Source organism: Pantoea sp. SGAir0180 (genome assembly GCF_043546245.1).
The window spans coordinates 2,279,011-2,304,760 of the sequence record NZ_CP028071.1 but is presented as its reverse complement, the minus strand read 5'-3'; the positions used below and the strand labels follow the sequence as shown (position 1 = coordinate 2,304,760).

Below are 25,750 nucleotides of genomic sequence, written 5' to 3'. Positions count from 1 at the left end.
TCTATATAGAAGAAGTGTGTGAATGAATTCCCCAGACTGGGGTGTTGCTATGTTACTTGCGAGTCAACAGGAAACAAGCAAAATTCAGGGGGAAGGGCAGATTTATTGCCAGGAAAGCGGGGCGCAGCGCGCCCCAGTCACATAGCGCTTAGCTGGCTTTTTTTACCAGCGGCAGGTCAAAGGCTTTTCTCAAGGCTCTGACGAAGGCTTTATCCTGACAAATGGTTTTGCCCGGACTGTCTGACAGCTTGGCAACCGGCTTCCCGTTACACTGCACCAGCTTAATGACAATATTGAGTGGCGTCACGCCGGGAATATCGCAGGTCAGTCGGGTGCCAATGCCAAACACCACGTGAGTACGCTGACCAAAGTGGCGATAGAGCGCCAGCGCTTTATCCAGATTCAGGTTGTCGGAGAACACCAGGGTTTTACTCTGTGGATCTATGCCCAGTTGCTGATAATGCGCCAGGGCTTTTTCACCCCATTCAACCGGGTCGCCCGAATCATGGCGTAAACCCTGGTAACGGCGGGCGAAGACCGGGCCGAAGTCGCGCAGGAAGGCGTCCATAGCGATGCAGTCCGTTAACGCAATACCTAGTTTGTCATCATATTCATCCAGCCAGGCCTGTAACGCGGCCCGCTGGCTGTTCGCCAGCACCGGACTGATTTGCTGAAAAGCCTGAAACCATTCGTGCGCCTGCGTGCCGACAGGTGTCAGTTCGAGACGGCGGGCCAGATCATAGTTGCTGGTGCCCATCAGCCAGGGAAAGTCCTGCTTCAGCGTACTGACAATGGCTTCCTGCACCGACCGGGAATAGCGGCGACGGGTACCAAAATCCATCAACCGAAAACGTGACATATCGGTATCCGCAATTTGCGTTTTGAACGTCGCCAGTTTCTGGTGCAGAAAGTCCACGGCCTGCTGACTGCCGGTGTGTGGTGTACGATGGCGATGCACCACTTCGCTGATCAAAGCCAACAGGGGAACTTCCCACATGATGACCTCACGCCAGGGCCCCTGAATTCGGATGGCCAGCTTGCCGTTGTGATTTTGCACGTCGACCTGCTGGGGGTCATAGCGAAAATTGCGCAGCCAGTTAAGGTAGTCGTCAGCAAAGAAGGGGAGGTCAGATAACCAGGCATATTCGGCGTCGGTCAGCGCCAGCGTCTGCATGGCATTGATCGCTGCACGGATTTCGTCAGCATAAAAACCCAGTAACTCATCGCTGCGGCAGCGAAACTCCGCCGCTACCGTAACATCATAGTAGCGATGGAAGACGGCTTGCTGCATATGAAGCTTATACGCGTCAGTATCCAGCAGCGAAGTCAGTATCGGGGAAGCATGTCCTGTCATGGCGCGTTTCGGCATCCTGTTCGGTGGCGCAGAGCCCGGTGTATTAAACGTCACAAAGACGCAAAAGTATAAATCACTAACAGACGGCGATCACAGCATATTTCAGGATAGCGAGTCGAGGCCGAATTGTGTCATTGTTAAGAAAGTGTAGCCATTTTGCCCACGACATGCATTACGCATGGCAAGCTTAACGCATCAGGCTTAGACTTTGACGGGTAAACTATTCATTGCGAGACGAAATATGACGCAGCAGCCAAAAATAAAATATCGCCACGATTACCGGGCTCCCGATTATACCATCACCGATATTGATTTAACCTTTGAACTGGATGAGTCGACTACGCGCGTCACGGCCATCAGTCAGGTTAAACGCCAGGGTGATAACGGGGCTGAATTGCGTCTGGACGGTGAAGATCTGACCCTGATCTCGCTGGAAGTTAATGGCCAGGCCTGGACGGCTTATAAAGAGGAAGAAGGCGCACTGGTACTCAGCCAGTTGCCAGACAGTTTCACGCTGAAAATCGTGAATGACATTCATCCTGACCGCAACAGCGCGCTTGAAGGATTGTACAAGTCCGGTGAGGCACTTTGTACGCAATGTGAAGCCGAAGGCTTCCGCCATATTACCTGGTATCTGGATCGGCCGGATGTGCTGGCGCGTTTCACGACCACCATCATTGCCGATGGCAACCGCTATCCTTTCCTGTTGTCGAACGGCAACCGTATCGACAGTGGTCATGACGAGCAGGGACGTCACTGGGTGAAGTGGCAGGATCCGTTCCCGAAGCCCTGCTATCTGTTTGCGCTGGTGGCAGGTGATTTTGACGTGCTGCGCGACAGCTTTACCACGCGTTCGGGGCGTGATGTCGCACTGGAGATCTTTGTTGACAGAGGCAATCTGGACCGCGCCGACTGGGCAATGACCTCGCTGAAAAACAGCATGAAGTGGGATGAAGAGCGCTTTGGCCTGGAGTATGACCTCGACATCTTTATGATTGTCGCGGTGGACTTCTTTAATATGGGCGCGATGGAGAATAAAGGGCTTAACATCTTTAACTCCAAATATGTGCTGGCAAAAGCCGAAACCGCAACCGATAAAGATTACCTGGGGATTGAGGCCGTGATAGGCCATGAATATTTCCACAACTGGACCGGCAACCGCGTCACCTGTCGTGACTGGTTCCAGTTGAGCCTCAAAGAGGGCCTGACCGTCTTCCGCGATCAGGAGTTCAGTTCAGACCTGGGATCGCGCGCCGTTAATCGTATCGATAATGTCCGTATCATGCGCGGCGCGCAGTTTGCTGAGGATGCCAGTCCGATGGCGCACCCGATCCGGCCGGATCAGGTGATCGAAATGAATAATTTCTACACCTTAACCGTGTATGAAAAAGGATCGGAAGTGATCCGCATGATGCATACCTTGCTGGGAGAGGAGAACTTTCAGAAAGGGATGCAACTGTACTTCAAACGGCATGACGGCAGCGCCGCCACCTGCGATGATTTTGTTCAGGCGATGGAAGACGCGTCTGGCGTTGATCTGTCTCAGTTCCGCCGCTGGTACAGCCAGTCAGGTACACCAACCGTCACGGTACGCGACGACTACAATCCGGAACTGGAGCAGTACACGTTGCACGTTACGCAACACACGCCACCGACAGCCGATCAGAAAGAAAAACTGCCGCTACACATCCCGCTGGATATCGAACTGTATGACGGCCAGGGCAAGGTGATTCCGTTGCAGCGCGATGGCCATCCTGTGCATCACGTCCTGAACGTGACGGAAGAGTTCCAGACGTTTACGTTTGATAACGTCTATTTCCAGCCGGTGCCGTCACTGCTGCGTGAATTCTCCGCACCTGTGAAACTTGATTACAAGTGGAGCGATGCCCAGCTCACCTTCCTGATGCGCCATGCCAGTAACGATTTTTCCCGCTGGGATGCGGCGCAAAGTCTGCTGGCAACCTATTTACGTCTCAATGTTGCGCGTCATCAGCAGGGGCAGCATTTGTCACTGCCGCTGCACGTTGCCGATGCTTTCCGCACCGTGCTGCTTGACGCAGACAGCGACCCGGCATTGACGGCGCTGATTTTGACATTGCCGAGTGAGAACGAAATTGCCGAGCTGTTTGAGATTATCGATCCGCAGGCCATTGCGCTGGTGCGCGAAGCGTTGGTCCGTACGCTGGCGCGTGAACTGGCGGATGAATTCTTTGCCGTGTATAACGCCAATCAGCAGGCGGACTATCACGTTGATCATGCGGAAACAGGCAAACGGTCACTGAAAAACATCTGCCTGTACTATCTGGCGTTTGGTGACATGGATCTGGCCGATAAACTGGTTCAGGCACAGTATCAGCGCGCGAATAATATGACCGATTCCCTGGCGGCACTCTCGGCCGCCGTGGCGGCGCAGTTGCCGTGCCGTGACGCCTTACTGGCTGACTATGACGATCGCTGGCATCGCGATGGCCTGGTGATGGACAAATGGTTTATGTTGCAGGCCACCAGCCCGGCGCAGAATGCGTTACTTAACGTGCGCCGGTTGCTGTCGCACCGTTCGTTCAGCATGGGGAACCCCAACCGTATTCGTTCATTGATCGGTGCCTTCGCATCGGGGAACCCCTCGGCCTTCCATGCCGAAGATGGCAGCGGCTATCGCTTCCTGGTCGAGATGTTGACGGATTTAAATACCCGAAATCCGCAGGTTGCGTCGCGCATGATTGAGCCATTGATTCGTCTGAAACGTTACGATACTCGCCGTCAGGCGCTGATGCGCCAGGCGCTGGAGCAGCTACAGGGTCTGGAGAAACTGTCGGGCGATCTGTACGAGAAAATTACCAAGGCGCTTAACGCCTGATAAAAAACGGCGGGCCATGGCCCGCCGTTTCATCAGCGCTGTTGCGCATAGCGCGGCGGTTTATCTGCCGCACTGCGACGCATCACCCGATCCAGCACCTCCGCTTCCAGCTCGGCCAGACGGGCGGAACCCCGCCGCCGGGGACGTGGCAAATCAACCTGCAAATCCAGCCCAATCCGACCTTCCTCAATCAGCAGAACCCGATCCGCCATTGCAACCGCTTCACTGACATCATGGGTGACCAACAACACCGTAAAATTGTGTTGCTGCCACAGTGATTCAATCAGCTCCTGCATCTCAATTCGGGTTAACGCATCGAGCGCGCCGAGTGGCTCATCCAGAAGGAGCAGACCGGGGCGATGAATCAGGGCGCGAGCCAGTGCCACGCGCTGTTTCTGACCGCCAGACAGGGCGGCAGGCCAGTCACTGGCGCGATCGGCCAGCCCAACGGCCGCCAGCGCCTCGTGTGCGGCTTCCCGCCAGGCATTGCCCCGCAGACCAAGTGCCACGTTATCAATCACTTTTTTCCAGGGCAGCAGTCGCGCATCCTGGAACATCAGACGGGTTTCGTCGCGCGCCGTGTGCAATGGCGCAGTGCCGGCCAGTAGCTGACCCTCAGTGCTGTTTTCCAGCCCGGCCAGCAAACGCAGCAGGGTACTTTTGCCGCAGCCGCTGCGGCCCACGACGGCCACAAATTGTCCAGACGGTATGTGCAGGTCGAGGTTATTAAGAATCGTACGCTCGCCATATTTTTTGCTGACGCCCTTTACACCAACCGGCGTACCGGCCGTCAGACGCGCCGGGATAGCGGAGTTAATCATGCTGCTTCCTCCTTATGTTGATAAGCCGGATGCCAGCGTAACCAGACACGTTCCAGCAGTAGCGCACTGACATCGGCCAGTTTCCCCAGCAGGGCATAAAGAATAATGGCGACCATCACCACATCGGTTTGCAGAAATTCACGGGCATTCATGGCCAGGTAGCCAATCCCGGCGTTAGCGGAAATGGTTTCAGCCACAATCAGCGTGAGCCACATTAATCCCAGACCAAAACGCACGCCGACCATGATGCTCGGTAACGCACCCGGCAATATCACCTGCACAAACAGGCTCCAGCCCGATAAGCCATAGCTGCGTGCCATTTCAACCAGCCCCCGATCCACGTTGCGAATGCCGTGATACGTATTCAGATAAATCGGGAACAGTGTGCCCAGCGCCACCAGAAAAATTTTGGCGGTTTCATCGATACCAAACCACAGGATGACCAGCGGGATAAGCGCCAGATGAGGCACGTTACGTAACATTTGTACCGAGGTATCCAGCAGGCGCTCGCCCAGACGTGAGGTGCCGGTAATCAATCCCAGCACTAACCCGATCGAACCGCCGATGCTAAAGCCCAGCAGCGCGCGCCAGCTGCTGATAGCCAGATTCCGCCACAGCTCGCCGCTGGCGGCCAGTTGCCAGAAGGTGGTGACGATCTTCTCCGGTGCCGGCAGGATACGGCTGGAGAGCCAGCCGGTCTGCGACGCAATCTGCCAGACCACGACCAGTAATACCGGTAACAGCCAGGGCACAAGCGCCGCTGAGAAGGATTGACGTAATCGGATCATGGCGATCTCCTCAGGCCCGTGCGGCTTTTTTCTCGGGGGTAAAATCGTTCGCAACTGCTTCACCGTGCGCCTGAACGACCCGAGGTAGAGGCACTTCAGGTATCTTCAGATCCAGATGGGGAAACAGCAGCTCGCCCACGCGATAGGCTTCTTCCAGGTGCGGATAGCCGGAAAGAATAAAGGTTTCAATGCCCAGCGCTTCGTACTCTTTCATTCGCGCCGCTACGGTTGGGGCATCGCCCACCAGCGCGGTACCGGCACCGCTGCGAACCAGCCCAACGCCAGCCCAGAGATTGGGGCTAATCTCCAGTTTGTCACGGCGACCTCCGTGCAGGGCGGCCATGCGTTGCTGCCCAACGGAATCGGTACGCTGGAAGGCGCTTTGCGCTCTGGCAATAGTGGCGTCATCGACGTTAGCAATCAGTTTGTCGGCAGCCTGCCAGGCTTCTTCATTGGTTTCACGGACGATGACATGCAGGCGGATACCAAAACGAACCTGGCGGCCCTGAGCAGCGGCTTTAGCGCGCACCTGTTCAATTTTTTCTTTTACCAGTTCAGGTGGCTCGCCCCAGGTGAGGTACACATCAACCTGTTCAGCGGCCAGATCCTGAGCGGGCTCTGATGACCCGCCAAACCACAGCGGTGGACGAGGCTGCTGCACCGGCTTAAACATCAGGCGCGCCCCGCGCACATGCACATGCTTGCCCTCGTAGTCCACTGTTTCACCTTCCAGCACCCGGCGCCAGACGCGGGTGAACTCGGCCGATTCGGCATAGCGTTCACGATGGTCGAGGAAAACGCCATCACCTGCCAGCTCTTCGGGATCGCCGCCCGTTACCAGATTAAACAGTGCACGTCCGTTAGACAGGCGATCGAGCGTCGCGGCCTGGCGGGCGGCCTGAGTCGGTGAAATCACGCCAGGGCGCAGGGCAACCAGAAAACGCAGGCGCTGAGTGACCGGAATTAATGAGGCGGCCACCAGCCAGGCATCTTCACACGAGCGGCCGGTCGGGATCAGCACGCCACCAAAACCCAGGCGATCGGCTGCCTGCGCGACCTGCTGCAGATACGCATGATCGACCGGGCGCGCACCTTCGGCCGTGCCAAGGTAGTGACCGTCACCATGGGTGGGCAGGAACCAGAATACGGAAACACTCATTTTTCTCTCCTTATTGCGTCACGCTACGGGGATGCCAGATGCGATCGGCAATTGATACTTTCACGGGAATCAGGTGATTGGCATAAAACAGATCGGCGGTTTTCTGTTGTAACGCAACAGTGTGCGCGCTGACCGGACTGACCGGGCTAGGGGGACGATGATCCAGATTACTGGCAATGACCGCCTCAGGCAGGCCAATGGAGGTGGCAAGCAGATGAATGCTCTGGTCACGTTCGCTGCGCGTCAGCGCTTCCGCATCGCTAAAGGTTTTGAGCGTTGCTAAGACAAAGTCATTATGGTTCTGGGCGAATGCGCGCGTCGCAAGGTAGAACGGACCGGTCTGATTGAGTGTGGTACCGTCTTTTAAAACGCGAACGTGCCCCTGAAGCAGCACTGCGGAATAATAGGGATCCCATATCGCCCAGGCATCAACGTTACCCTGCTGAAAGGCCGCGCGGGCATCGGCAGGCGTAAGATAAACCGGCTGTATATCTTTGATTGACAGGCCGGCCTCCTCCAGTGCGCGCAGTAACAGGTTGTGCGAGCTGGAGCCTTTCTGAAAGGCCACTTTTTTGCCCTTCAGGTCGGCCACCGATTTCAGCGGGCTGTCCTGGCTGACCAGAATCACCTCGGCTTTGGGCTTAGGCGGCTCCGAGCCGAAATAGAGTAAATCTGCCCCCGCCGCCTGGGCAAAAATGGGTGGAATATCGCCGGTACTGGCAATATCAATACTGTTAACGTTCAGGGCTTCCAGCATTTGCGGCCCGGCTGGAAATTCAACCCACTGTATTTTGGTCTGAGGGAAACGCGTTTCCAGTAACCGGTGAGCTTTTGCCAGCACCATACTGACCGATCCTTTCTGGTAGCCGATACGCACCTGTTCGGGGGCTGGCTCAGCAGCATAAACCTGAGTTCCCGTTATCAACATCCCTGCCAGTAACCACGCGCTTACTATCCGTTTCATGCTTAATCCTTATACTGCCCAGGCAACCGGTTGATGACGGCGTGACAATGCCAGTGAGAAAGAATCCACCGCCTCATCCAGGCGGGTGGCCAGAAGGGGATCCAGTTCTGGCTGACGATCGTAATGCGTGATCTGTTTATCTTCGGCATAAACCCCATGAAGCACTTCTTCCGCTTTCAGCGCGTTTAAAACGGGCTTGAGCGCGTAATCCAGCGCCAGCATGTGGCCTGCGCTGCCCCCACTGGCAAGCGGCAGCACGACTTTGTGGGCCAGTGCGCGTTCGGGCAACAGGTCCAGCACCGTTTTCAGCGCACCCGAGAAAGACGCCTTGTAAACGGGCGTAGCGATCACCAGACCATCGGCGGCAGACAAGTCCTCGCTCAGCGCCAGAATCGCCGGAGAATCAAAGCGGGCGTTAATAAGGTCTTCCGGCTGAAAGTTATGAATATTCCACGGAATAACTTCCACGCCGCGCGCTTCCAGTTTGTGCTGGCACAGCGCCAGTAACGAGGTGGACCGTGAAGGAAACCGTGGACTGCCTGCCAGAGTAAGCACTCGCATTCACTACTCCTTATAACTGAAAGTTATTGATTATCTGTTGTTGAGAACTCAGGCTTTCATCCTGGCAGAGGCCACGGCAGGGCTTAAATGATTTTTCTGACAATCTAAAGGTGAAAACCGCAAAAGGAAGATAAGGCGTGGCATCTGGAATCCAGGAGAAAACCGCTACGACAAATCTTAAAAACGGCCTGGTACGCAACGGGATACATTAATCCGGATGAATGAATTCTCTGTCGCAGATGGATTTCGTACATTTGGTTACTTGAATATCGCAAGATTGAAATAAATCCATGAAAGAAAAGAATGGTCTTCTCTGACTGTGGGTTATCAAAATGGACAAAGCGAAAAAGATTCGATTTTTCAACGGGGTTTTGTGATGTGATAAACCTGGGTTTAAGACGGGTTCCACAAAAGTGTCAGATAAACAGGGCCAGCATTTATAAAAATTTTAATGGAATTTCACAACTGGTTACAGGCGGCAGGGCGAAAGTGAAAAGGGGACTGATGTATTTATTAAATGATTTCTCAACAAAGTGACGAAAGGTAAGTGATTAAACTTTAGTTTTTCTTACGATGGTTTTTGCCTGTGCTGCCTCCGCACGATATTGAGGCAGGCATTTTGCGGCATCAGGCATTAAAATAACGCTGCTCAATGTAAGCGCCTGTTATTTTAAATATAACTATTCGCCCTTAGTCAGTGCCTGTCTCAGGCTGGTGGATTTTATTTTTCATTTTCTAACAGCAGAGAAATCATGTATGTCTGACATCCTGTTATCGGTCATTATTCCAACGTACAACGTTGAGAAATATATTGTTGAATGCGTTGACTCCCTGGTAAGTCAAATTCGCGCGCCGAATGAAATTATCATTGTTAACGACAGTTCGACTGACGGGACAGTGGCGTTAATTGAACAGCATTATGCGCACCTGCCTCAGGTCAAGGTGATCACGATTCCGAATGGAGGAGCAGGCAATGCGCGTGACAAAGGCGTAGAGGCCGCTAAAGGACAGTTTGTTTTTTTCTGCGATCCTGATGATGTGGTGGTGGACGGCCTTGTCAGCGAACTGGCTCAGGTCATTGAGCATTATCCGGATACGGATTTGTTTTGTTTTAATTCCAGTGCTTACCGTGAAGACAAACCGGAAATCACGTGGCCGAAAGTCAGGCACGGCCTGTTTGGCATTCAGCGCCCGCAGGATGTCCTGTTGGGATTGTTACAAAACGGTTCGTATACTTCCGCCGCCTGGAATTATGTCGTGAAAAAAAGCGTCATCCAGCAGCATCAGTTACGTTTTATCGATCGTGTTCATGAAGACCATAATTTTACGTTATCGGTGTTTATGAAATGCAATCAGGTCTGGGTAAGCCGTCAAACCTATTACAAACAGCGCATCCGTGGCGGCTCACTGACCAACAGTAGCAAAAACCCGACCTTTTTTATTCAACGCTACAATGCATTTATTACAACCTTCAACACATTGTGCCGTTCACTGCATAAAAGTGAATTGAAAAAGGATTTAGAAAAAGCCTACCTGTTTCATTCCTTCCGGTTGATGATTTATTTGTCGCTCTACAACCAGACGCCCGTTCCTGACTATGTGCTTAATGCGATTCGTTATTTCGGGCGCAGAGTTAAAGCCAGTAGTCTGAAAGAGTGGCTGCTGTTCAACAGTCCGGAAACCTTCATTTTATTGCAAAGCCATAAAGTGAAAAAAGAACTCAAACGCGTTCCGTAATTCCGAAAAATGGCAAGTGATATTGTTTGCACCTGAGCGAAATGAGAAGGTGAGGCATGCAATGTGTATAAGGTTGTTGCGACATGGCAAAAGTGCTCGATAAAAGTTTAGTAGTCAATATCTTATCTTTGCTGGCGTACCGGGGAGCTTCTTTCCTGTTTCCGCTGGCGACCTTACCCTACCTGGCGCGCGTGCTGGGCGTCGATCATATGGGGATTCTGGCGTTGGCCATCGCCTGCGTACTTTACTGCAGTACGATTTCTGACTGGGGGTTCAATGTTTTTACGACAAAAGACATTGCCCACCACCGTGATGATAAGGCGCGCGTGACGCAACTCTTCTGGTCAACATTCAATGCCAAACTGCTGCTGCTGCTGCTGACCAGTGGCACATTGCTCACGGCGACCTGGTTTAATCCGTCCTGGCATTCATTGTTTTTTATTATTCTGGCTAACTGCACCACATTAGTCGGCTCACTGTTTTCCTTCGGCTGGCTGATGCAGGGTTTCGAGAAGCTGGGTAAAACGGCGATGATCGCCACCTTTGGCAACTTTTGTGCTATCCCGCTGACGTTTTTGCTGGTGAAAACACCGGACGATACCTGGCTGGCGGCGCTGATACCGGGCGCGGTATCCATTATTAACGCCATTATTACGCTGAAGTTTGTGCTGGAAATGAAGGTGATTGGCGCGTATCGCTTCGAACCGAAAGAGATCAAACAGCGCGTTACCGACAGTGCAGATGTGTTTATCGCCATTGCCGGTGCTAACCTGTTTAACAGCGTAAACGTCGTGATTCTCGCCAGCTTTACCTCCCACTACATGGTGGGGATCTACAACGGTGCGGACAGGCTGCGCAAAGCCGCGAATTCTGTACCGGAGCAGATTGGCAGTGCGTTTTTCCCACGCGTGAGCCATCTGTTTGGTCGCGATAAAGCGGCTGCGGTTGCTGCCACACGTAAAAGCCTGATGCTGTCTTTTGGCCTCAGTCTGTCTATTGTGATCTTTACCTGGCTGTTTGCCGATCAGGTGGTGTCATTGCTGTTAGGCAAAGACTTCCTGCCGTCAGCCGATGTTCTCCGCGTCTTTGTGCTGTGCTTCCTGTTCGGCAATATCGCCTATCCCGCCGGACTGCAGATTCTGATTCCGCACGGGCTGGCGCGTCAGCGCATGATGGTGATGATGGTCGCGGGCGTCGTCAACGTACCTGTTTGCTGTTTGCTGGCGTGGAATTTTGGCGCGATCGGCGCAGCATGGTCAATGGTGCTGGCGGAAGTGCTGGTCTGTATCGGTATTTTTGGCATTATGGTTCGCCACAATATCTGGCGTGACTATGCGTTTCCGGACAGGATGAATTCGCGCACGGCAAACGATTCCGTTGTGTAAGATCAAATCTGCGTCAAACAGTTTCCTCGCTTAACGCCCCACGATTTACTTTTGCGCCAGAGCACCTTACCATTCTGGCGCACAATTTCCTGTGCACTGATTTCCACCGTCGCTTCCGTCTTCCAGGAGAGTGCATGTTTTACTCAATCGTCCGACCGGCGTTATTCAGGCTCGATCCTGAGCGCGCGCACCATCTCACCTTTCAGCAGTTACGCTTTATGAGCGGCACGCCGCTGGAAGCCCTTATCCGCCAGCGTTTACCCTCGCGCCCCGTGACCTGTATGGGGCTGACGTTTGATAATGCGCTGGGCCTTGCGGCCGGGCTGGATAAAAATGCCGAGTGCATTGATGCGTTTGGCGCAATGGGATTTGGTTTTGTTGAAGTGGGAACGGTCACGCCACGGGCTCAGCCAGGTAACGATAAGCCGCGCATGTTTCGCTTAGTTGAAGCCGAAGGGATTATTAACCGCATGGGATTCAATAATCTCGGCGTGGATAATCTGGTGGAAAATGTCAAAAAATCCCGATTCAAGGGCGTGCTGGGCATCAATATTGGCAAAAATAAAGATACGCCAGTGGAGCAGGGCAAAGACGATTATCTGCTGTGCATGGAGAAAATTTATGCCCATGCCGGTTATATTGCCATCAATATTTCGTCACCGAATACGCCAGGTTTACGTTCTCTGCAATATGGTGAGGCGCTTGACGATCTGCTCAGTTCCATCAAATCAAAACAAAAAGAACTGGAAAAGCGGCATCTCAAATATGTGCCTGTCGCTGTAAAGATCGCGCCGGATCTTTCTGAAGACGAGTTGATCCAGGTGGCTGACAGTTTAGTTCGCCACCAAATTGATGGCGTCATTGCCACAAATACCACACTGGATCGTACCCTGGTGAATGGACTGAAATATAGCGAGGAAGCCGGGGGATTAAGTGGACGTCCGGTTCAGTCGCGCAGCACCGCCGTCATTCAGCGTCTGTCACAAGAGCTGCAGGGGCGTTTGCCCATTATTGGCGTGGGCGGAATTGATTCGCTGACCGCGGCACGAGAAAAAATCGCTGCCGGCGCCACGCTCGTTCAAATTTATTCTGGTTTTATTTATAAAGGTCCGGGCTTAATTAAAGATATCGTGACCCACATCTAAGAGAATCGCTCTATTAATGCGCCGGGGGGTTTATTTCTCTCTCCGGCTCGTTTATATTTTGTCCTGTTGCACGATTTTTCAGCATTCATTATTCTTCGACAGATATTTTGCCTTTAGCACAGCGGTAAATACAGGGCACACGATGAAAATTAAACCCGATGACAACTGGCGTTGGTATTATGACGCCGAGCACGACCGGATGATGCTCGATCTGGCTGACGGTATGCTTTTTCGTTCCCGCTATGCACGCAAAATGCTGACACCGGATGCTTTCACGGAATCCGGATTTTGTGTTGATGACGCCGCGCTCTATTTCACCTTTGAAGAGAAGTGCCGCCAGAGCTCGTTAAGCAGTAATCAGCGCGCCGAACTGGTGTTAAATGCGCTGGTGGCCGCCCGCTTTCTAAAACCCCTGATGCCCAAAAGCTGGCATTTCTCCGCACATCGCCAGCCAATGCAACCTGCGGTCGGCGAGATGGTTGAGGTTACGCTGGCCGAGAATGGCGAGCAGGCACGTTTGCTGGTGGTTGAAAATGGCGATAACGCCGCGCTCTGCCTGCTGGCGCAGCCCGCGTTAACGCTGGCGGGCAAAGGAATGGTGTTAGGGGATGCGATTAAAGTGATGAACGACCGTCTTCAACCGCATCAGCAGGAAAAAACCACGCGTTATGCACGCGCGGTGTAACTTACTTCACATCAATATCCCCGGCAGGAATACAACTGCAACTCAATATTGTGCCATCCTCACGGATGGCACTCTGTTTTAGGGGCTTCACTTTTCCCGCCACCAGGGTGATTTTGCAACTGCCACACAAACCTGCCCGACACGAGTAGGGAATGCGGAACCCCTGGGCTTCGAGCTGCTCAAGCAAAATTTGCTGGTTATCGCCGCTGAATGTCTGGCCCTGATACGAAATCGTCACCGCATTGGGGGATTGCTGCTGCGGCTTGAGGGTTTCCACAACCTCTCCCGCACCATAGGCGCGTGGCGGCTGGCGTTTGACGACCTTGACGTCATCACCGACACGAATAATCCCACTGTTTAGCGCAATAAGGTTCAGGCCAAAATCAATGTCACCACTGCCGTCCTGTGCGGTGCGAAAGCCCTGAAGTGTGGCGAGAGGTTGTCCGTCAGGATGTTTCTGGCCATTTTCAACGCTAACCGTAGTAAACACGCAACGACTGCAGGGCTTAGGGACGGCAAAATGTACCTGACCTACCGTAATCTCCGCCCAGTTGTCTTCATCCCAGGCAGGCGCACCGCTGACCACCAGGTTAGGACGAAATTGCTCAACGCGCACGCTGGCCGGACAGCGCTGTTGCAGATCCCGCAGAGAGGCATTATTCACTAACAGAAAAGGATAGCCATCGGCAAACCCCAGCGGCACCTCGGTGAAGCGCTTCACGCGGCGTGACGGCTGTGGTCCAGTCCAGCGCAGTTGGACCGGTCTTGGGAAAAAGGCACTCAGCCACTGGTTGATCGCCTCGGGCGCGATACGGGCGGTAAAGGTGTTTCCCCATACCTCTGTTGGCGCTTCCGTTTGCGTAAAATCGGCGAAGCGAATCAGCGACTGACTGCCGTCGGGCGCCTGTAAAAATAATCCCTCAGGGGTGACGGCGGGCGTAAACTGCACCATTTCCGGGAACTGGCGCGCAGTAATAAAAGTGCCATCGGGTTCGGTCACCATAAAAATGCGATCGAAGGTCAATCCGCTGTTGGCAGCCCAGGCATGGGAAACCTGCAACCCCCGCATTGATTTAACAGGATGAATAAACAAGCGGGAAAGCGTAATCATGACAGTCTCCTGAAGCAGGCGCGCAAGACAAAAGAAGCTAACTTTATGACATAGGTCTGCGATTCGCTATAATGCGCAACAATTTTCTCAAGAGTAAAAAGTGACGATATGAATTCTCTGTTTGCCAGCACGGCGCGTGGGCTCGAAGAGCTGTTAAAAAATGAGCTGGACGCGCTGGGCGCGCAGGACCTGCAAGTGGTACAGGGAGGCGTTCACTTCAAAGCTGACGATCGCGTCATGTATCAAAGCCTGATGTGGAGCCGTCTGGCGTCGCGCATTCTGCTTCCGCTGACGGAGGTGGGCGTGTACAGCGATCTCGATCTTTATCTTGGTGTGCAGGGCATTGACTGGCCTGCTACCTTTGGCAGCGATAAAACCTTTGTGGTGCATTTTAACGGAACTAACGAGGCGATCCGTAACAGTCAGTTTGGCGCGTTGCGTGTCAAAGACGCGATTGTTGACAGCTTTACCCGCCGCAATCTGCCACGACCGGATGTGGATCGTGAACAGGCGGATATCCGCATTAACGTCTGGCTCGACGACGATCGCGCCAGCATTGCACTGGACCTCAGCGGCAGCGCGTTACATCAGCGTGGTTATCGCCAGCAAACCGGTCAGGCGCCGTTGAAAGAGAACCTGGCCGCAGCCATTGTGATGCGTTCAGGCTGGCAAACGACTACGCCGCTCATCGACCCGATGTGTGGTTCCGGTACGCTGCTGATTGAAGCGGCACTGATGGCCTGTGATCGTGCGCCAGGTTTACTCCGGAGCCAGTGGGGCTTTACGGCCTGGGCCGGCTTTAACGAAAGCCTGTGGCTGGACGTTAAACGCGATGCGCAGGCGCGGGCCCGTGCGGGCACGGCGGTCTGTCAGGCACGTTTTTATGGTTTCGATAATAATGGCCGGGTGCTGGAATGGGCGAAAGCCAACGCCCGCCGCGCAGGCGTTTTCGAGTTGTTCACCTTTGGGCAACAGGACCTGCTGAAGCTGAACAATCCGCTTGAGAACGGCGTAACGGGCACGGTACTGAGTAACCCACCGTACGGTGAGCGTCTGGAAAGCGAGCCTGCGCTTATTGCCCTGCACAGTCAGTTGGGGCGGCTGATGAAGCAGCATTTTGCGGGCTGGAACTTATCGCTGTTCAGCGCCTCACCCGAGCTGCTCAGTTGCCTGCAACTGCGCGCCGATCGACAGTTCAAGGCGAAAAACGGACCACTGGACTGCGTACAGAAGAATTATCAGTTATCTGCCGCCAGTGGTGAGCGCGCCAACCAGATTGCCGAAGATTACGCTAACCGCTTGCGTAAAAACCTGAAGAAGCTCGATAAATGGGCGCGCCAGGAAGGGATTGAGTGCTATCGCATTTATGATGCCGATCTGCCTGACTACAACGTGGCGGTGGATCGCTATGCGGACTGGGTAGTGGTACAGGAATATGCGCCACCGAAAACTATCGACGCAAATAAAGCCCGTCAGCGCCTGTTCGATGTTATCAGCGCGACGCTCAGCGTGCTGGAGCTGCCGTCCAGCCGCCTCATCCTGAAAACCCGCGAACGCCAAAAGGGCAAAGCGCAGTATCAGAAACTGAGCGAGAAGGGCGATTATTTCGAGGTGCAGGAATTCAATGCCCGCTTCCTGGTGAATCTGACCGATTACCTGGACACCGGGTTGTTCCTCGATCACCGTATCGCGCGCAAAATGCTGGGCCAGATGAGCCAAGGCAAAGATTTCCTGAATTTGTTTGCCTACACCGGCACCGCCAGCGTCCATGCGGGGCTGGGCGGCGCGCGTTCTACGACCACAGTGGATATGTCGCGCACCTATCTGGAATGGGCGGAACGGAACCTGCGGCTGAATGGCCTGACAGGCCGTCAGCATCGCTTATTGCATGCGGACTGCCTGAGCTGGCTGAATGAAACTGATGAAAATTTCGATCTGATCTTTATCGATCCGCCTACGTTCTCAAACTCTAAACGTATGGAAGAGAGTTTCGATGTGCAGCGCGACCATATGATGCTGATGCGCAATCTGAAGCGTCTGCTGCGCAAAGGCGGCACCATCATGTTCTCGAATAACAAACGTGGTTTCAAAATGGATCTGGACGGCCTTAAGGCATTAGGCCTTCAGGCGCAGGACATCACACAGAAAACCCTGTCACAGGATTTTGCGCGTAATCGCCAAATTCACAACTGCTGGCTGATTACACATGCCGGTAAGGAATAAGCTACATGTCATTAATTAGTATCCACGGCGCTTATCTCTCCTTCAGCGATGCGCCGCTGTTAGATAACACCGAGCTGCACATCGAAGAGAATGAGCGCGTGTGTCTGGTTGGTCGTAACGGTGCGGGTAAATCCACATTGATGAAAATCATCAACGGCGAGCAACCGCTGGATGATGGTCGCATCATTTATGAGACCGATCTGGTTGTCGCACGTCTGCAACAGGATCCGCCGCGAAATATTACCGGCTCGGTTTACGACTTTGTGGCAGAAGGCGTGCAGGAACAGGCGGAGCATCTGAAAGCCTACCACGCGATTTCCCATCAGGTCATGGAGGATCCGAGCGACAAGAACCTCAATGAGATGGCACGCTTGCAGGGCATTCTGGATCACCACAATCTGTGGCAACTGGAAAGTCGCATCAATGACGTGTTGCAGCAGATTGGCCTGTCGCCGGATACGGAGTTGTCGTCGTTATCGGGCGGCTGGTTACGTAAAGCCGCGCTCGGACGCGCGCTGGTCAGTAATCCACGCGTACTGATGCTGGATGAGCCAACGAACCACCTGGATATTGAAACGATTGACTGGCTGGAAACCTTCCTGAAAAGTTTCAGCGGCAGCATCGTGTTTATCTCTCATGACCGTTCGTTTATTCGCAATATGGCCACCCGTATCGTGGATCTGGATCGTGGCAAACTGGTTTCGTGGCCGGGTAACTACGACGCCTATCTGGAAGGCAAAGAAGAAGCCTTGCGCGTTGAAGAAATGCAAAACGCCGAGTTTGATCGCAAGCTGGCACAGGAAGAAGTATGGATCCGTCAGGGGATTAAGGCGCGCCGTACCCGTAATGAAGGCCGCGTCCGCGCGTTAAAAGCCCTGCGTCGCGAGCGCTCAGAGCGCCGTGAGGTGATGGGTAAAGCCAATATGCAGGTCGGCGAAGCGTCCCGTTCCGGCAAAATTGTCTTTGAGCTGGAGAATGTCGATTACGCGGTAGACGGCAAGCAACTGGTCAACGATTTCTCGGCGCAGGTTCAGCGCGGCGACAAGATTGCCCTGATTGGCCCAAATGGCTGTGGCAAAACCACCTTACTGCGCCTGATGCTGCAACAGCTTAAGGCCGACCATGGCCGCGTGCATTCAGGCACCAAGCTTGAAGTGGCCTATTTCGATCAGCATCGTGCAGAACTCGATCCCGACAAAACGGTGATGGATAACCTCGCCGAAGGGAAGCAGGAAGTGCTGGTGAACGGTAAGCCCCGCCATGTGCTGGGTTATCTGCAGGACTTCCTGTTCCATCCCAAGCGGGCGATGACACCTGTCAGAGCGCTGTCCGGTGGAGAACGTAACCGCCTGCTGCTGGCGCGTTTGTTTCTGCGCCCAAGTAACCTGATGATTCTCGATGAACCGACCAACGACCTTGATGTGGAAACACTGGAACTGTTGGAAGAGCTTATCGACGGCTATCAGGGCACCGTGCTGCTGGTCAGCCACGATCGTCAGTTTGTGGATAACACCGTGACGGAGTGCTGGATCTTTGAAGGCAATGGTGAGATTGGCACCTTCGTCGGGGGTTATCACGATGCCCAACAGCAGCGTGCGGCCTATAAGCAGCAAAAAACGCAGGTGACCGCGAAAGCGAAAGAGGCAAATCGTGCCGCTCAGTCTGCTGAACCGAAAAATGAATCTGCCAAACGCAGCGCGAACAAACTAAGCTATAACCTGACGCGTGAGCTGGAGCAGTTACCGCAAAAACTGGAACAGTTAGAGGCGCGTATCGGCGAACTGCAGGCAAGCATGAGCCACCCGGATTTCTTCAGCCAGCCGCACGATAAAACGCAGCCGGTGCTGGATGAACTGGCTCAGGTAGAAGCGCAGCTGGAAACCGCGTTTGCGCGTTGGGAAGAACTGGAATCAATGAAAAACGGCGGCTAGCGATAAGGGTCAGGGAATGTGTTCTGCAGACAAAACCAGTGCGTGGATGCTTTGTCCACAATGCGACCTGATGGTCAAACTGCCGGATATCCCTGTTGGCAGCCGCGCGTCATGCCCGCGCTGCCACACGTCCCTGACAGTCAACTGGTCAGAGCCACGCAAACGTCCCACCGGCTATGCGCTGGCGGCACTGTTTATGTTAGTCCTGGCTAATCTGTTCCCGTTTATCACCATGAAAGTGGCTGGGCTCTCCAGCCAGATTAGCCTGATGCAAATTCCTGGTGTCATGGTGGCCGATGACTATGCCAGCCTGGCCACCCTGTTTCTGCTGTTTGTTCAGGCGATTCCGGCGTTTTGCATGGTCACGCTGGTCCTGCTGGTCAACCAGGTCAAGATGCCCCTTAGCCTGAAACTGGGGCTGGCGCGTATTCTGTTTCATATGCGGAGCTGGGGCATGGCCGAAATTTTTATGGCCGGTGTGCTGGTAAGTTTTGTGAAGCTCATGGCCTATGGCGAAATCAGCCTTGAAACCAGTTTCTGGCCCTGGTGTCTGTTTTGTCTTTTACAACTGCGGGCGTTTCAGTGCCTGGACCGTCGCTGGCTCTGGCTGCAAATTGAGGCACCGCCGCCTTTGCCGCATGCGCCACAGCCTGGCATTAGCGGACTCAGGCAGGGGCTGCGATCCTGTCCTTGCTGTACGGCGATCTTGCCCGTGGCGCAGCAGGAATGCCCCCGTTGTGGCGTAGTCGCCCATGCCCGACGTAAGCACAGCCTGCAGTGGACCATGGCACTGCTGATCACCTCCATTATGCTCTACGTGCCGGCCAATCTGCTGCCCATCATGATTACGGAAACCCTGGGCTCCGCGATGCCGTCCAACATCATGGCTGGCGTCATTTTGCTATGGGGCGATGGCTCTTATCCGGTCGCGCTGGTGATTTTCATCGCCAGTATTATGGTGCCGTCTCTGAAAATGCTGGCGATTGGCTGGCTGTGCTGGGATGCCAGTGGGCGAGGGCAGCGCGACAGTCACAAAATGCACCGGATTTATGAAGTCGTTGAGTTTGTGGGGCGCTGGTCAATGATTGACGTCTTTGTGATTGCCGTGCTCTCTGCGCTGGTGCGCATGGGGCAATTAATGAAAATTTATCCGGCATGGGGAGCGGTGTTGTTTGCGTTGGTGGTGATTCTGACCATGATTGCGGCAATGACGTTTGACCCGCGCTTAACCTGGGATCGTGCTGGTGAGAAAAACATGAAGGAGCCGCATCTTGACGGAAAATAATCACGGTTATGCCAAAGTGGACCAGATCAAGCGCTGGTCACCGGTATGGATCGTCCCTATTGTCACGTTATTAATAGGCGGCTGGATTCTGTTTTATCACTTCAGCCATCAGGGGCCCGAAGTGACCCTGATCACCGAGAGTGCAGAAGGGATCGAAGCGGGCAAAACCACGATTAAAAGTCGCAGCGTGAACGTTGGCGTGGTGGAAAGTGCGGTGCTGACAGACGATCTTCATCATGTGGAAATTAAAGCCCGACTGAATGCCGGTATGGAAAAACTGTTGCACAGCGACAGCGTCTTCTGGGTAGTTAAACCGCAGGTGGGCCGTGAAGGGATCACCGGTCTGGGCACGTTACTTTCCGGGGCCTATATTGAGCTGCAGCCCGGCACTAAAAAAGCGCCTCTGGAGCAGTACACCCTGATGGATTCACCGCCGCTTGCGCCGCCGGATGCCAAAGGTATCCGGATTACGCTCGACAGTAATAAAGCAGGCCAACTGAATCCGGGCGATCCGGTTCTGTTCCGCGGTTTCCGTGTCGGCACCGTTGAAACCAGCACGTTCGACACGGATAAACGCCTGATGACCTATCAGCTGTTTATCGCCGCGCCTTACGATCGCCTGGTGACGACCAATGTGCGCTTCTGGAAAGACAGCGGCATCGCGGTCGATATGTCGGCCTCAGGGATGCGTGTCGAAATGGGATCCCTGACCACGCTGTTTAGCGGCGGGGTGAGTTTTGACGTCCCGGACGGGTGGGATTTAGGCAAAGCGGCGCAGAATCAGGCTGAATATCATTTGTTCGACGATCAACGCAGTATTCAGGATTCGCTGTACACCAATCATATCGACTATCTGATGTTCTTCTCGGATTCGATTCGTGGCTTGCAGGTGGGCGCGCCGGTTGAATTCCGCGGCATTCGTCTGGGTACCGTTGCGGAAGTGCCGTTCATGAATGCGGGCACCGCTCAGGCGTTAAATAATGATTATCGCGTGCCGGTATTGATTCGTATTGAACCCGATCGCTTTATTAACCGTTTAGGGCAAAACTTCGATCTTGAGCAGCATTTGCAGGATGGTAAGAAACGTGGCCTGCGCGCAACGTTGAAAACGGGCAATTTGCTGTCCGGTGCGCTGTATGTGGATATCGACTTCTATAATAACGCACCGCCGTATACCGGTCCGGATAAAGTCGCGGGATACGAAGTGATTCCAACAGTAAGCGGCGGCCTCAGTCAGATCCAGCAAAAACTGATGGCGGCGCTGGATAAGATTAACAGTTTACCGCTGAACAACATGATGACGGAAGCCACAGGCACACTGAAAGAGAGCCAGAAGACGCTCAGGGATCTGCAGCGTACTATTGATAACATCAATGTGGTGACCAGCAGTCCGGCGATGAAGACCTTGCCAGAAGAAACGCAGCAGACGCTTCGTGAGCTGAACCGTAGCATGAAAGGGTTACAGCCAGGCTCCCCGGCTTACAGCAAGCTGGTGGGCGATATGCAACGGCTTGATCAGGTGCTGCGTGAACTTCAGCCCGTGTTAAAAACGTTAAATGCGAAAAGTAATGCGTTAGTGTTTGAGGCCAAACCGGGACAGGATCCCCAGCCAAAGAGGGCGAAACAATGAAAAAAGGATTAATGCTTTTTGCCGCTCTCGCACTGAGTGCCTGTAGCAGTACGGTCAATACCACCTATTATCAGCTGCCCTCGGGGGCAGCCTCAATGCAGGTGATAAGCAGCGAGGCGAATGCGCAGCCGACATTATGGGTGCAGCAAATTACGGTCCCCGACTATCTGGCGGGCAATGGGCTGGTCTATCAGACCAGCGACGTAAAATATGTCATTGCCGCTAATAATCTGTGGGCCAGCCCGCTCGATCAGCAATTGCAACAAACGTTGATCACTAATCTGACGAAAGCGTTACCCGGCCGTCTGGTTACCCAGACGCTTATCGGTCAGGAGCACGATACGCTGAGCGTAACGGTGAATGATTTCCAGGGCCGTTATGATGGCAAGGCGGTTATCAGCGGTCAGTGGACACTGGAACATCAGGGGCGCTTTACAAAGCAGGCTTTTAATCTGGTGCTACCGCAGCGGGAAGATGGCTATGATTCGCTGGTTAAAACGCTGGCACAGGGCTGGCAGCAAATCGCACAGCAGATTGCACGCGGTGCAACCACGGCAGAGTCAACCGCAACAGGGCTTTAGTTAACGTGTTGTTTCAGCACATATAATTTTTCTGACGTTTTCCAGGCTTTCTTTATAAATCATACGGATATCGTCACAGTTTCATAGGTTGAAACAGAAAGTATATGTCTGGAGCAGGTCATATTTGTGACACTGGCGTGAATATTGCGCATTGATCTTTTCATACAGAGCGAGTAAAACAAAAGAGTGGCTGAACATTAATTCACCACCTTTTTCTTTCCACCAGATTCCACAGACCTTACATGAGGGACACGGAGTATGAAGAGACAGAAACGAGACCGCCTTGAGCGCGCCCATTCACGTGGTTATCAAGCTGGCATTACAGGACGCTCTAAAGAGATGTGTCCGTATCAAATGATAGACGCTAAGTCTCACTGGTTGGGAGGTTGGCGACAAGCCATGGAGGACAGGTCGGCTGCGGCTTAGCCGGATGTCACTGAAAAGGGATATAACCTCCGCACTGTGCGGAGGTTTTCGTTTCTGTGGAATGAAACGTCAGAATGCAGCAGTATCTTTGAACAGGCCAACTTTCAGATCGCTGGCTGTATAGATCAAATTCCCGTCAACAAACACTTCACCATCTGCCACGCCCATAACCAGTTTACGGTTAATCACGCGTTTAAAGTGAATGCGGTAGGTGACTTTTTTCGCGTCTGGCAGAACCTGACCGGTGAATTTAACTTCACCCACGCCCAGCGCGCGGCCTTTTCCTTCGCCACCCAGCCAGCCGAGATAGAAGCCAACCAGTTGCCACATCGCATCCAGGCCCAGACAGCCAGGCATCACCGGATCACCAATGAAATGGCAGCCAAAGAACCACAGATCTGGATTGATATCCAGTTCAGCTTCCACGAAGCCTTTATCATATTTCCCGCCGTCCTCGGTCATTTTGACCACGCGGTCCATCATCAGCATATTGCCGGAAGGGAGTGGCGGACCATTTTCGCCGAACAGTTCACCGCGACCAGACAGGATCAGGTCTTCTTTGGTATAGGATTCGCGTTTATCTACCATGTTCTTATTAAGCCTTCTTTTAGTGAATCACGAATATTAGCGAACAGTTGTACACTGAGCAAATGAGATTAACGGTGGTTGAACCAGTTAAGCCATCTCAACGGCCATGCCCGAGGGGTGGGCTCAGGCTGATTCATCTGACTGATGCGCTCCTGAATCGTACGCAGCAGGCATTCGCCTTCGCCGTCTTCCGTGTTCCAGACTTTTCCGGTCAGTAAGGGCAACGCTTCATCAGCCGTATCGATTGCCCAGATATGGAAACGACCGGCTTCGACCGCACTCACAACCTGCTGATTCAGACTCAGGTGGCGCACATTGCAGGCAGGAATAATCACACCTTGCTGACCCGTGAGCTCACGCTGATGGCAGATGTCGAAGAAGCCTTCAATTTTCTCATTCAGGCCACCGACCGGCTGGACGTTACCAAACTGATCGACCGAGCCCGTGACCGCAATTTGCTGATTTAGCGGTGTATCGGCAAGGGCACTGATCAGAGCACACAGTTCTGCCAGCGACGCGCTGTCGCCGTCAACTTCCGAATAGGATTGTTCAAACACCAGCGAAGCAGAAAAAGGCAATTGCTGATCTAACTCCAGCTCCGCAATAAGATAGGCCTGCATAATCATCATGCCTTTAGCATGAATATTGCCGCCCAGCTCCGCTTTGCGTTCGACGTCGGTAAATTCTCCGTCGCCAGGATGAACCACGCAGGTGATACGGCAGGGATCGCCCCAGGCCCGCGGGTGACCGGGATATTCCACGACGGAAAGACCGTTGATCTGGCCCACCACTTCGCCTTCCGTTTCGACCAAAATCTGGCGCAGCAAAATCTCATCACGCATGCGTTCATTCAGATAATTTTCGCGCCACAGACGTGCTTCCAGCGCGTCACGCAAGGCTTCAGCGTTTAGTGTTTCACCCATCAACGCGGTCTCACGCAGCTGACGCAGCAGCCAACGTGGACAAAGGGGATAGGTTTCCTGATCGCCACTATAGCGAACGCCTTCTTTGATGAGCTCAGGCCAAAAGTCCTCATCTGGCGCAGCGATATCAGCCTGTGCGGCCAAATCTACTGTCCAGCGGCACCATGCCAGCACATCATCTTCATCCACAATTTGAAGGTTTTCTTCAAATTCAGTGTAAATCGCCATCTCATGCGCTTCGGCATCCAGCTCCTGAAAATCAGCGAGCGTATCGCGTTCGCCACAGAGCACCAGATTTAACTTCAGCGGAAGCGGCGGGACAGAGACAGGCAAAGGGCGGCGCTCATCCTGCGACAGCCATTCGAGGTAGCCTTGCTCAATGCTCCTTTTCAGCCGCAGCCAGAGCAGGGGCTGAGCGAGGAGCGCACGGAGTGAAAGCACCAGCGTTCCGCCATTGGCACGATGGATCAGACCAGGTTCCAGCTGAATACGATCTTTATGTACCCGGACACAGCCAAACAGCTGCTCCTGCTCAATCCAGTCGGCAAAATGCACACCACCCTGGCTGGTAAAAGGACGCTGACTGTCAGTGGGCGGCTGCAACGTGACGTTGTCGGCCAGGATATGATAATCCCCGCCCGCCAGGGACGAAGCGGTGCCCATTACGCGCTGTGCCGCACTGGCGATCAGCGAGAGATAATCGCGGTTTTCCTGGCTGCGAACCAGCAGCAAAGGAAAACCCTGACTCTGATGGTGCAAGTGGGCCAGCGCATTCAGCAATCGGGGCTGCACCGTTGCTAAAGCATCGGTTTCTTCATCAGCAATTCGGGAGAAAACGGATTGATATTGCGCGCTATCCGGCTGTAAGGTTTGCCACGTGAGTTGAGTGCTGGTCAAAATAATCGCATTTGTCTGTTTTGAGAAAAGCGAGATTATACAGGATTCACTGTGCTTAAGCACTGCGGAGTTCAATCAGAAGTTGTGACACTGACGACATGTTTTTCGTTGCTGCATCCAGTAAAAAAGCTGTTATTCTTAGTTCGTTACGTGATCACGATGAGATTCCGATGAAATACCAGCAGCTCGAAAATCTTGAATGTGGATGGAAGTGGAAATACCTGGTGAAAAAACATCGGGAAGGTGAACTGATCACGCGTCACCTTGAACTCAGCGCGGCACAGGCGGCAGTCGATAAGCTGTTAATGATGGAGAATAATCCCGTCGACGTTAACGACTGGATTAGCCAACACATTCATCCCGAACTGGACAACCGGCTTAAACAAACGATCCGTGCGCGGCGAAAACGGCATTTCAATGCCGAGCATCAGCACACACGGAAAAAATCCATCGATCTGGAATATCTGGTCTGGCAGCGGCTGGCCGGCCTGGCGCAACGGCGCAACTGCACCCTGTCTGAAACGATTGTGCAGCTAATTGAAGATGCCGAACGCAAAGAAAAGTACGCCAGCCAGATGTCGACGCTGAAGCAGGATTTGCAGGCTATACTGGGCAAGTCGGATACTGACAACGGGTAGTTTACGGAGCAATATTCAGGCCTGCTCCGGATTAAAGGACAAAAAAAACCCCGCATGCGCG

At 53.5% G+C, this 25,750-nt stretch carries 21 protein-coding genes; 12 read left to right on the top strand and 9 right to left on the bottom strand.

All coding sequences use genetic code 11. From position 1 onward, the window contains the following. Window positions 1-148: 148 nt before the first annotated feature. Complete coding sequence (pncB, locus tag C1N58_RS10795) at window positions 149-1,354, bottom strand: nicotinate phosphoribosyltransferase (RefSeq protein ID WP_006118645.1); 1,206 nt, start codon at window positions 1,352-1,354, stop codon at window positions 149-151. Between the two features lie 241 nt (window positions 1,355-1,595). Here pncB and pepN point away from each other — a divergent pair, with 241 nt between their 5' ends. Continuing rightward, a complete protein-coding gene (gene pepN / locus C1N58_RS10790) occupies window positions 1,596-4,211 on the top strand; it encodes an aminopeptidase N (RefSeq protein ID WP_039341279.1) in 2,616 nt (871 codons plus the stop codon). 32 nt (window positions 4,212-4,243) lie between these two features. Here pepN and ssuB read toward each other — a convergent pair whose 3' ends face one another. The 5 genes from ssuB to ssuE are packed head-to-tail and all read right to left on the bottom strand — an operon-like array spanning window position 4,244 to window position 8,504. Continuing rightward, window positions 4,244-5,032, bottom strand: a complete 789-nt coding sequence (ssuB, locus tag C1N58_RS10785) for an aliphatic sulfonates ABC transporter ATP-binding protein (protein WP_164483106.1) — start codon at window positions 5,030-5,032, stop codon at window positions 4,244-4,246. Further along, window positions 5,029-5,820, bottom strand: coding sequence for an aliphatic sulfonate ABC transporter permease SsuC (gene ssuC, locus C1N58_RS10780; RefSeq protein WP_033737624.1), 792 nt, complete (start codon window positions 5,818-5,820; stop codon window positions 5,029-5,031). Before ssuC ends, ssuB begins: the two co-directional genes overlap by 4 nt. A gap of 10 nt (window positions 5,821-5,830) precedes the next feature. Continuing rightward, window positions 5,831-6,979 carry an FMNH2-dependent alkanesulfonate monooxygenase gene (gene ssuD / locus C1N58_RS10775; RefSeq protein WP_394549718.1) on the bottom strand — a complete coding sequence of 383 codons (1,149 nt, stop codon included), beginning with the start codon at window positions 6,977-6,979 and terminating at the stop codon, window positions 5,831-5,833. A gap of 10 nt (window positions 6,980-6,989) precedes the next feature. Further along, window positions 6,990-7,943 carry a sulfonate ABC transporter substrate-binding protein gene (locus C1N58_RS10770; protein ID WP_394564169.1) on the bottom strand — a complete coding sequence of 318 codons (954 nt, stop codon included), beginning with the start codon at window positions 7,941-7,943 and terminating at the stop codon, window positions 6,990-6,992. Window positions 7,944-7,952: 9 nt separating this feature from the next. Continuing rightward, window positions 7,953-8,504 carry an NADPH-dependent FMN reductase gene (ssuE, locus tag C1N58_RS10765; protein WP_039341268.1) on the bottom strand — a complete coding sequence of 184 codons (552 nt, stop codon included), beginning with the start codon at window positions 8,502-8,504 and terminating at the stop codon, window positions 7,953-7,955. A 756-nt stretch (window positions 8,505-9,260) separates the two neighbouring features. On the opposite strand from ssuE, the gene C1N58_RS10760 reads away from it, so the two are divergent. The 4 genes from C1N58_RS10760 (at window position 9,261) to C1N58_RS10745 (ending at window position 13,456) form a co-directional block, all read left to right on the top strand. Beyond that, the gene (locus tag C1N58_RS10760) at window positions 9,261-10,241 is read left to right on the top strand and encodes a glycosyltransferase family 2 protein (RefSeq protein WP_110267713.1); all 981 of its coding nucleotides are present in this window, start codon (window positions 9,261-9,263) and stop codon (window positions 10,239-10,241) included. Between the two features lie 83 nt (window positions 10,242-10,324). Then, on the top strand, window positions 10,325-11,626 hold the full coding sequence (locus C1N58_RS10755; RefSeq protein WP_283787334.1) for a flippase: 1,302 nt from the start codon (window positions 10,325-10,327) through the stop codon (window positions 11,624-11,626). A gap of 134 nt (window positions 11,627-11,760) precedes the next feature. Further along, on the top strand, window positions 11,761-12,771 hold the full coding sequence (gene pyrD / locus C1N58_RS10750; RefSeq protein WP_006118653.1) for a quinone-dependent dihydroorotate dehydrogenase: 1,011 nt from the start codon (window positions 11,761-11,763) through the stop codon (window positions 12,769-12,771). 142 nt (window positions 12,772-12,913) lie between these two features. Beyond that, complete coding sequence (locus C1N58_RS10745) at window positions 12,914-13,456, top strand: cell division protein ZapC (protein WP_054634218.1); 543 nt, start codon at window positions 12,914-12,916, stop codon at window positions 13,454-13,456. Window position 13,457: 1 nt separating this feature from the next. Here the strand turns inward: C1N58_RS10745 and C1N58_RS10740 are convergent, their stop codons facing one another. After that, window positions 13,458-14,567, bottom strand: coding sequence for a YcbX family protein (locus tag C1N58_RS10740; protein ID WP_054634217.1), 1,110 nt, complete (start codon window positions 14,565-14,567; stop codon window positions 13,458-13,460). A 108-nt stretch (window positions 14,568-14,675) separates the two neighbouring features. On the opposite strand from C1N58_RS10740, the gene rlmKL reads away from it, so the two are divergent. From rlmKL to rmf, 6 genes are all read left to right on the top strand, one after another. Continuing rightward, a complete protein-coding gene (gene rlmKL, locus C1N58_RS10735) occupies window positions 14,676-16,790 on the top strand; it encodes a bifunctional 23S rRNA (guanine(2069)-N(7))-methyltransferase RlmK/23S rRNA (guanine(2445)-N(2))-methyltransferase RlmL (RefSeq protein ID WP_110267711.1) in 2,115 nt (704 codons plus the stop codon). A gap of 5 nt (window positions 16,791-16,795) precedes the next feature. After that, complete coding sequence (locus C1N58_RS10730) at window positions 16,796-18,721, top strand: ABC transporter ATP-binding protein (protein WP_172912324.1); 1,926 nt, start codon at window positions 16,796-16,798, stop codon at window positions 18,719-18,721. Window positions 18,722-18,737: 16 nt separating this feature from the next. After that, window positions 18,738-20,006 carry a membrane integrity-associated transporter subunit PqiA gene (gene pqiA / locus C1N58_RS10725; protein ID WP_054634216.1) on the top strand — a complete coding sequence of 423 codons (1,269 nt, stop codon included), beginning with the start codon at window positions 18,738-18,740 and terminating at the stop codon, window positions 20,004-20,006. Beyond that, on the top strand, window positions 19,993-21,636 hold the full coding sequence (gene pqiB, locus C1N58_RS10720; RefSeq protein ID WP_394564168.1) for an intermembrane transport protein PqiB: 1,644 nt from the start codon (window positions 19,993-19,995) through the stop codon (window positions 21,634-21,636). The genes pqiA and pqiB overlap by 14 nt, the downstream gene beginning before the upstream one ends. Further along, entirely contained in the window at window positions 21,633-22,217 is a 585-nt protein-coding gene (gene pqiC, locus C1N58_RS10715) for a membrane integrity-associated transporter subunit PqiC (RefSeq protein WP_033737612.1), read from the top strand. Before pqiB ends, pqiC begins: the two co-directional genes overlap by 4 nt. Window positions 22,218-22,475: 258 nt before the next feature. Continuing rightward, window positions 22,476-22,643: a ribosome modulation factor gene (rmf, locus tag C1N58_RS10710; RefSeq protein WP_006118662.1), complete on the top strand. Its 168-nt coding sequence runs from the start codon at window positions 22,476-22,478 to the stop codon at window positions 22,641-22,643. A gap of 69 nt (window positions 22,644-22,712) precedes the next feature. On the opposite strand, the gene fabA is transcribed toward rmf, so the two are convergent. Beyond that, entirely contained in the window at window positions 22,713-23,231 is a 519-nt protein-coding gene (gene fabA / locus C1N58_RS10705) for a bifunctional 3-hydroxydecanoyl-ACP dehydratase/trans-2-decenoyl-ACP isomerase (protein ID WP_006118663.1), read from the bottom strand. A gap of 68 nt (window positions 23,232-23,299) precedes the next feature. Beyond that, window positions 23,300-25,126 (bottom strand): AAA family ATPase, encoded by a 1,827-nt coding sequence (locus C1N58_RS10700; protein ID WP_039341249.1) that lies wholly within the window; start codon window positions 25,124-25,126, stop codon window positions 23,300-23,302. 95 nt (window positions 25,127-25,221) lie between these two features. On the opposite strand from C1N58_RS10700, the gene matP reads away from it, so the two are divergent. Continuing rightward, the gene (gene matP / locus C1N58_RS10695; RefSeq protein ID WP_146212551.1) at window positions 25,222-25,689 is read left to right on the top strand and encodes a macrodomain Ter protein MatP; all 468 of its coding nucleotides are present in this window, start codon (window positions 25,222-25,224) and stop codon (window positions 25,687-25,689) included. Window positions 25,690-25,750 lie beyond the last annotated feature (61 nt).

Bases quoted from the DNA above. Each gene is read 5' to 3' on its own strand.
- pqiC (WP_033737612.1), top strand. From the start codon at position 21,633: ATGAAAAAAGGATTAATGCTTTTTGCCGCTCTCGCACTGAGTGCCTGT.
- ssuB (WP_164483106.1), bottom strand. From the start codon at position 5,032: ATGATTAACTCCGCTATCCCGGCGCGTCTGACGGCCGGTACGCCGGTT.
- C1N58_RS10755 (WP_283787334.1), top strand. From the start codon at position 10,325: ATGGCAAAAGTGCTCGATAAAAGTTTAGTAGTCAATATCTTATCTTTG.
- ssuD (WP_394549718.1), bottom strand. From the start codon at position 6,979: ATGAGTGTTTCCGTATTCTGGTTCCTGCCCACCCATGGTGACGGTCAC.
- pncB (WP_006118645.1), bottom strand. From the start codon at position 1,354: ATGACAGGACATGCTTCCCCGATACTGACTTCGCTGCTGGATACTGAC.
- fabA (WP_006118663.1), bottom strand. From the start codon at position 23,231: ATGGTAGATAAACGCGAATCCTATACCAAAGAAGACCTGATCCTGTCT.
- C1N58_RS10730 (WP_172912324.1), top strand. From the start codon at position 16,796: ATGTCATTAATTAGTATCCACGGCGCTTATCTCTCCTTCAGCGATGCG.
- ssuE (WP_039341268.1), bottom strand. From the start codon at position 8,504: ATGCGAGTGCTTACTCTGGCAGGCAGTCCACGGTTTCCTTCACGGTCC.
- rlmKL (WP_110267711.1), top strand. From the start codon at position 14,676: ATGAATTCTCTGTTTGCCAGCACGGCGCGTGGGCTCGAAGAGCTGTTA.
- ssuC (WP_033737624.1), bottom strand. From the start codon at position 5,820: ATGATCCGATTACGTCAATCCTTCTCAGCGGCGCTTGTGCCCTGGCTG.
- C1N58_RS10745 (WP_054634218.1), top strand. From the start codon at position 12,914: ATGAAAATTAAACCCGATGACAACTGGCGTTGGTATTATGACGCCGAG.
- pepN (WP_039341279.1), top strand. From the start codon at position 1,596: ATGACGCAGCAGCCAAAAATAAAATATCGCCACGATTACCGGGCTCCC.
- rmf (WP_006118662.1), top strand. From the start codon at position 22,476: ATGAAGAGACAGAAACGAGACCGCCTTGAGCGCGCCCATTCACGTGGT.
- pyrD (WP_006118653.1), top strand. From the start codon at position 11,761: ATGTTTTACTCAATCGTCCGACCGGCGTTATTCAGGCTCGATCCTGAG.
- matP (WP_146212551.1), top strand. From the start codon at position 25,222: ATGAAATACCAGCAGCTCGAAAATCTTGAATGTGGATGGAAGTGGAAA.
- C1N58_RS10760 (WP_110267713.1), top strand. From the start codon at position 9,261: ATGTCTGACATCCTGTTATCGGTCATTATTCCAACGTACAACGTTGAG.
- C1N58_RS10740 (WP_054634217.1), bottom strand. From the start codon at position 14,567: ATGATTACGCTTTCCCGCTTGTTTATTCATCCTGTTAAATCAATGCGG.
- C1N58_RS10770 (WP_394564169.1), bottom strand. From the start codon at position 7,943: ATGAAACGGATAGTAAGCGCGTGGTTACTGGCAGGGATGTTGATAACG.
- pqiA (WP_054634216.1), top strand. From the start codon at position 18,738: ATGTGTTCTGCAGACAAAACCAGTGCGTGGATGCTTTGTCCACAATGC.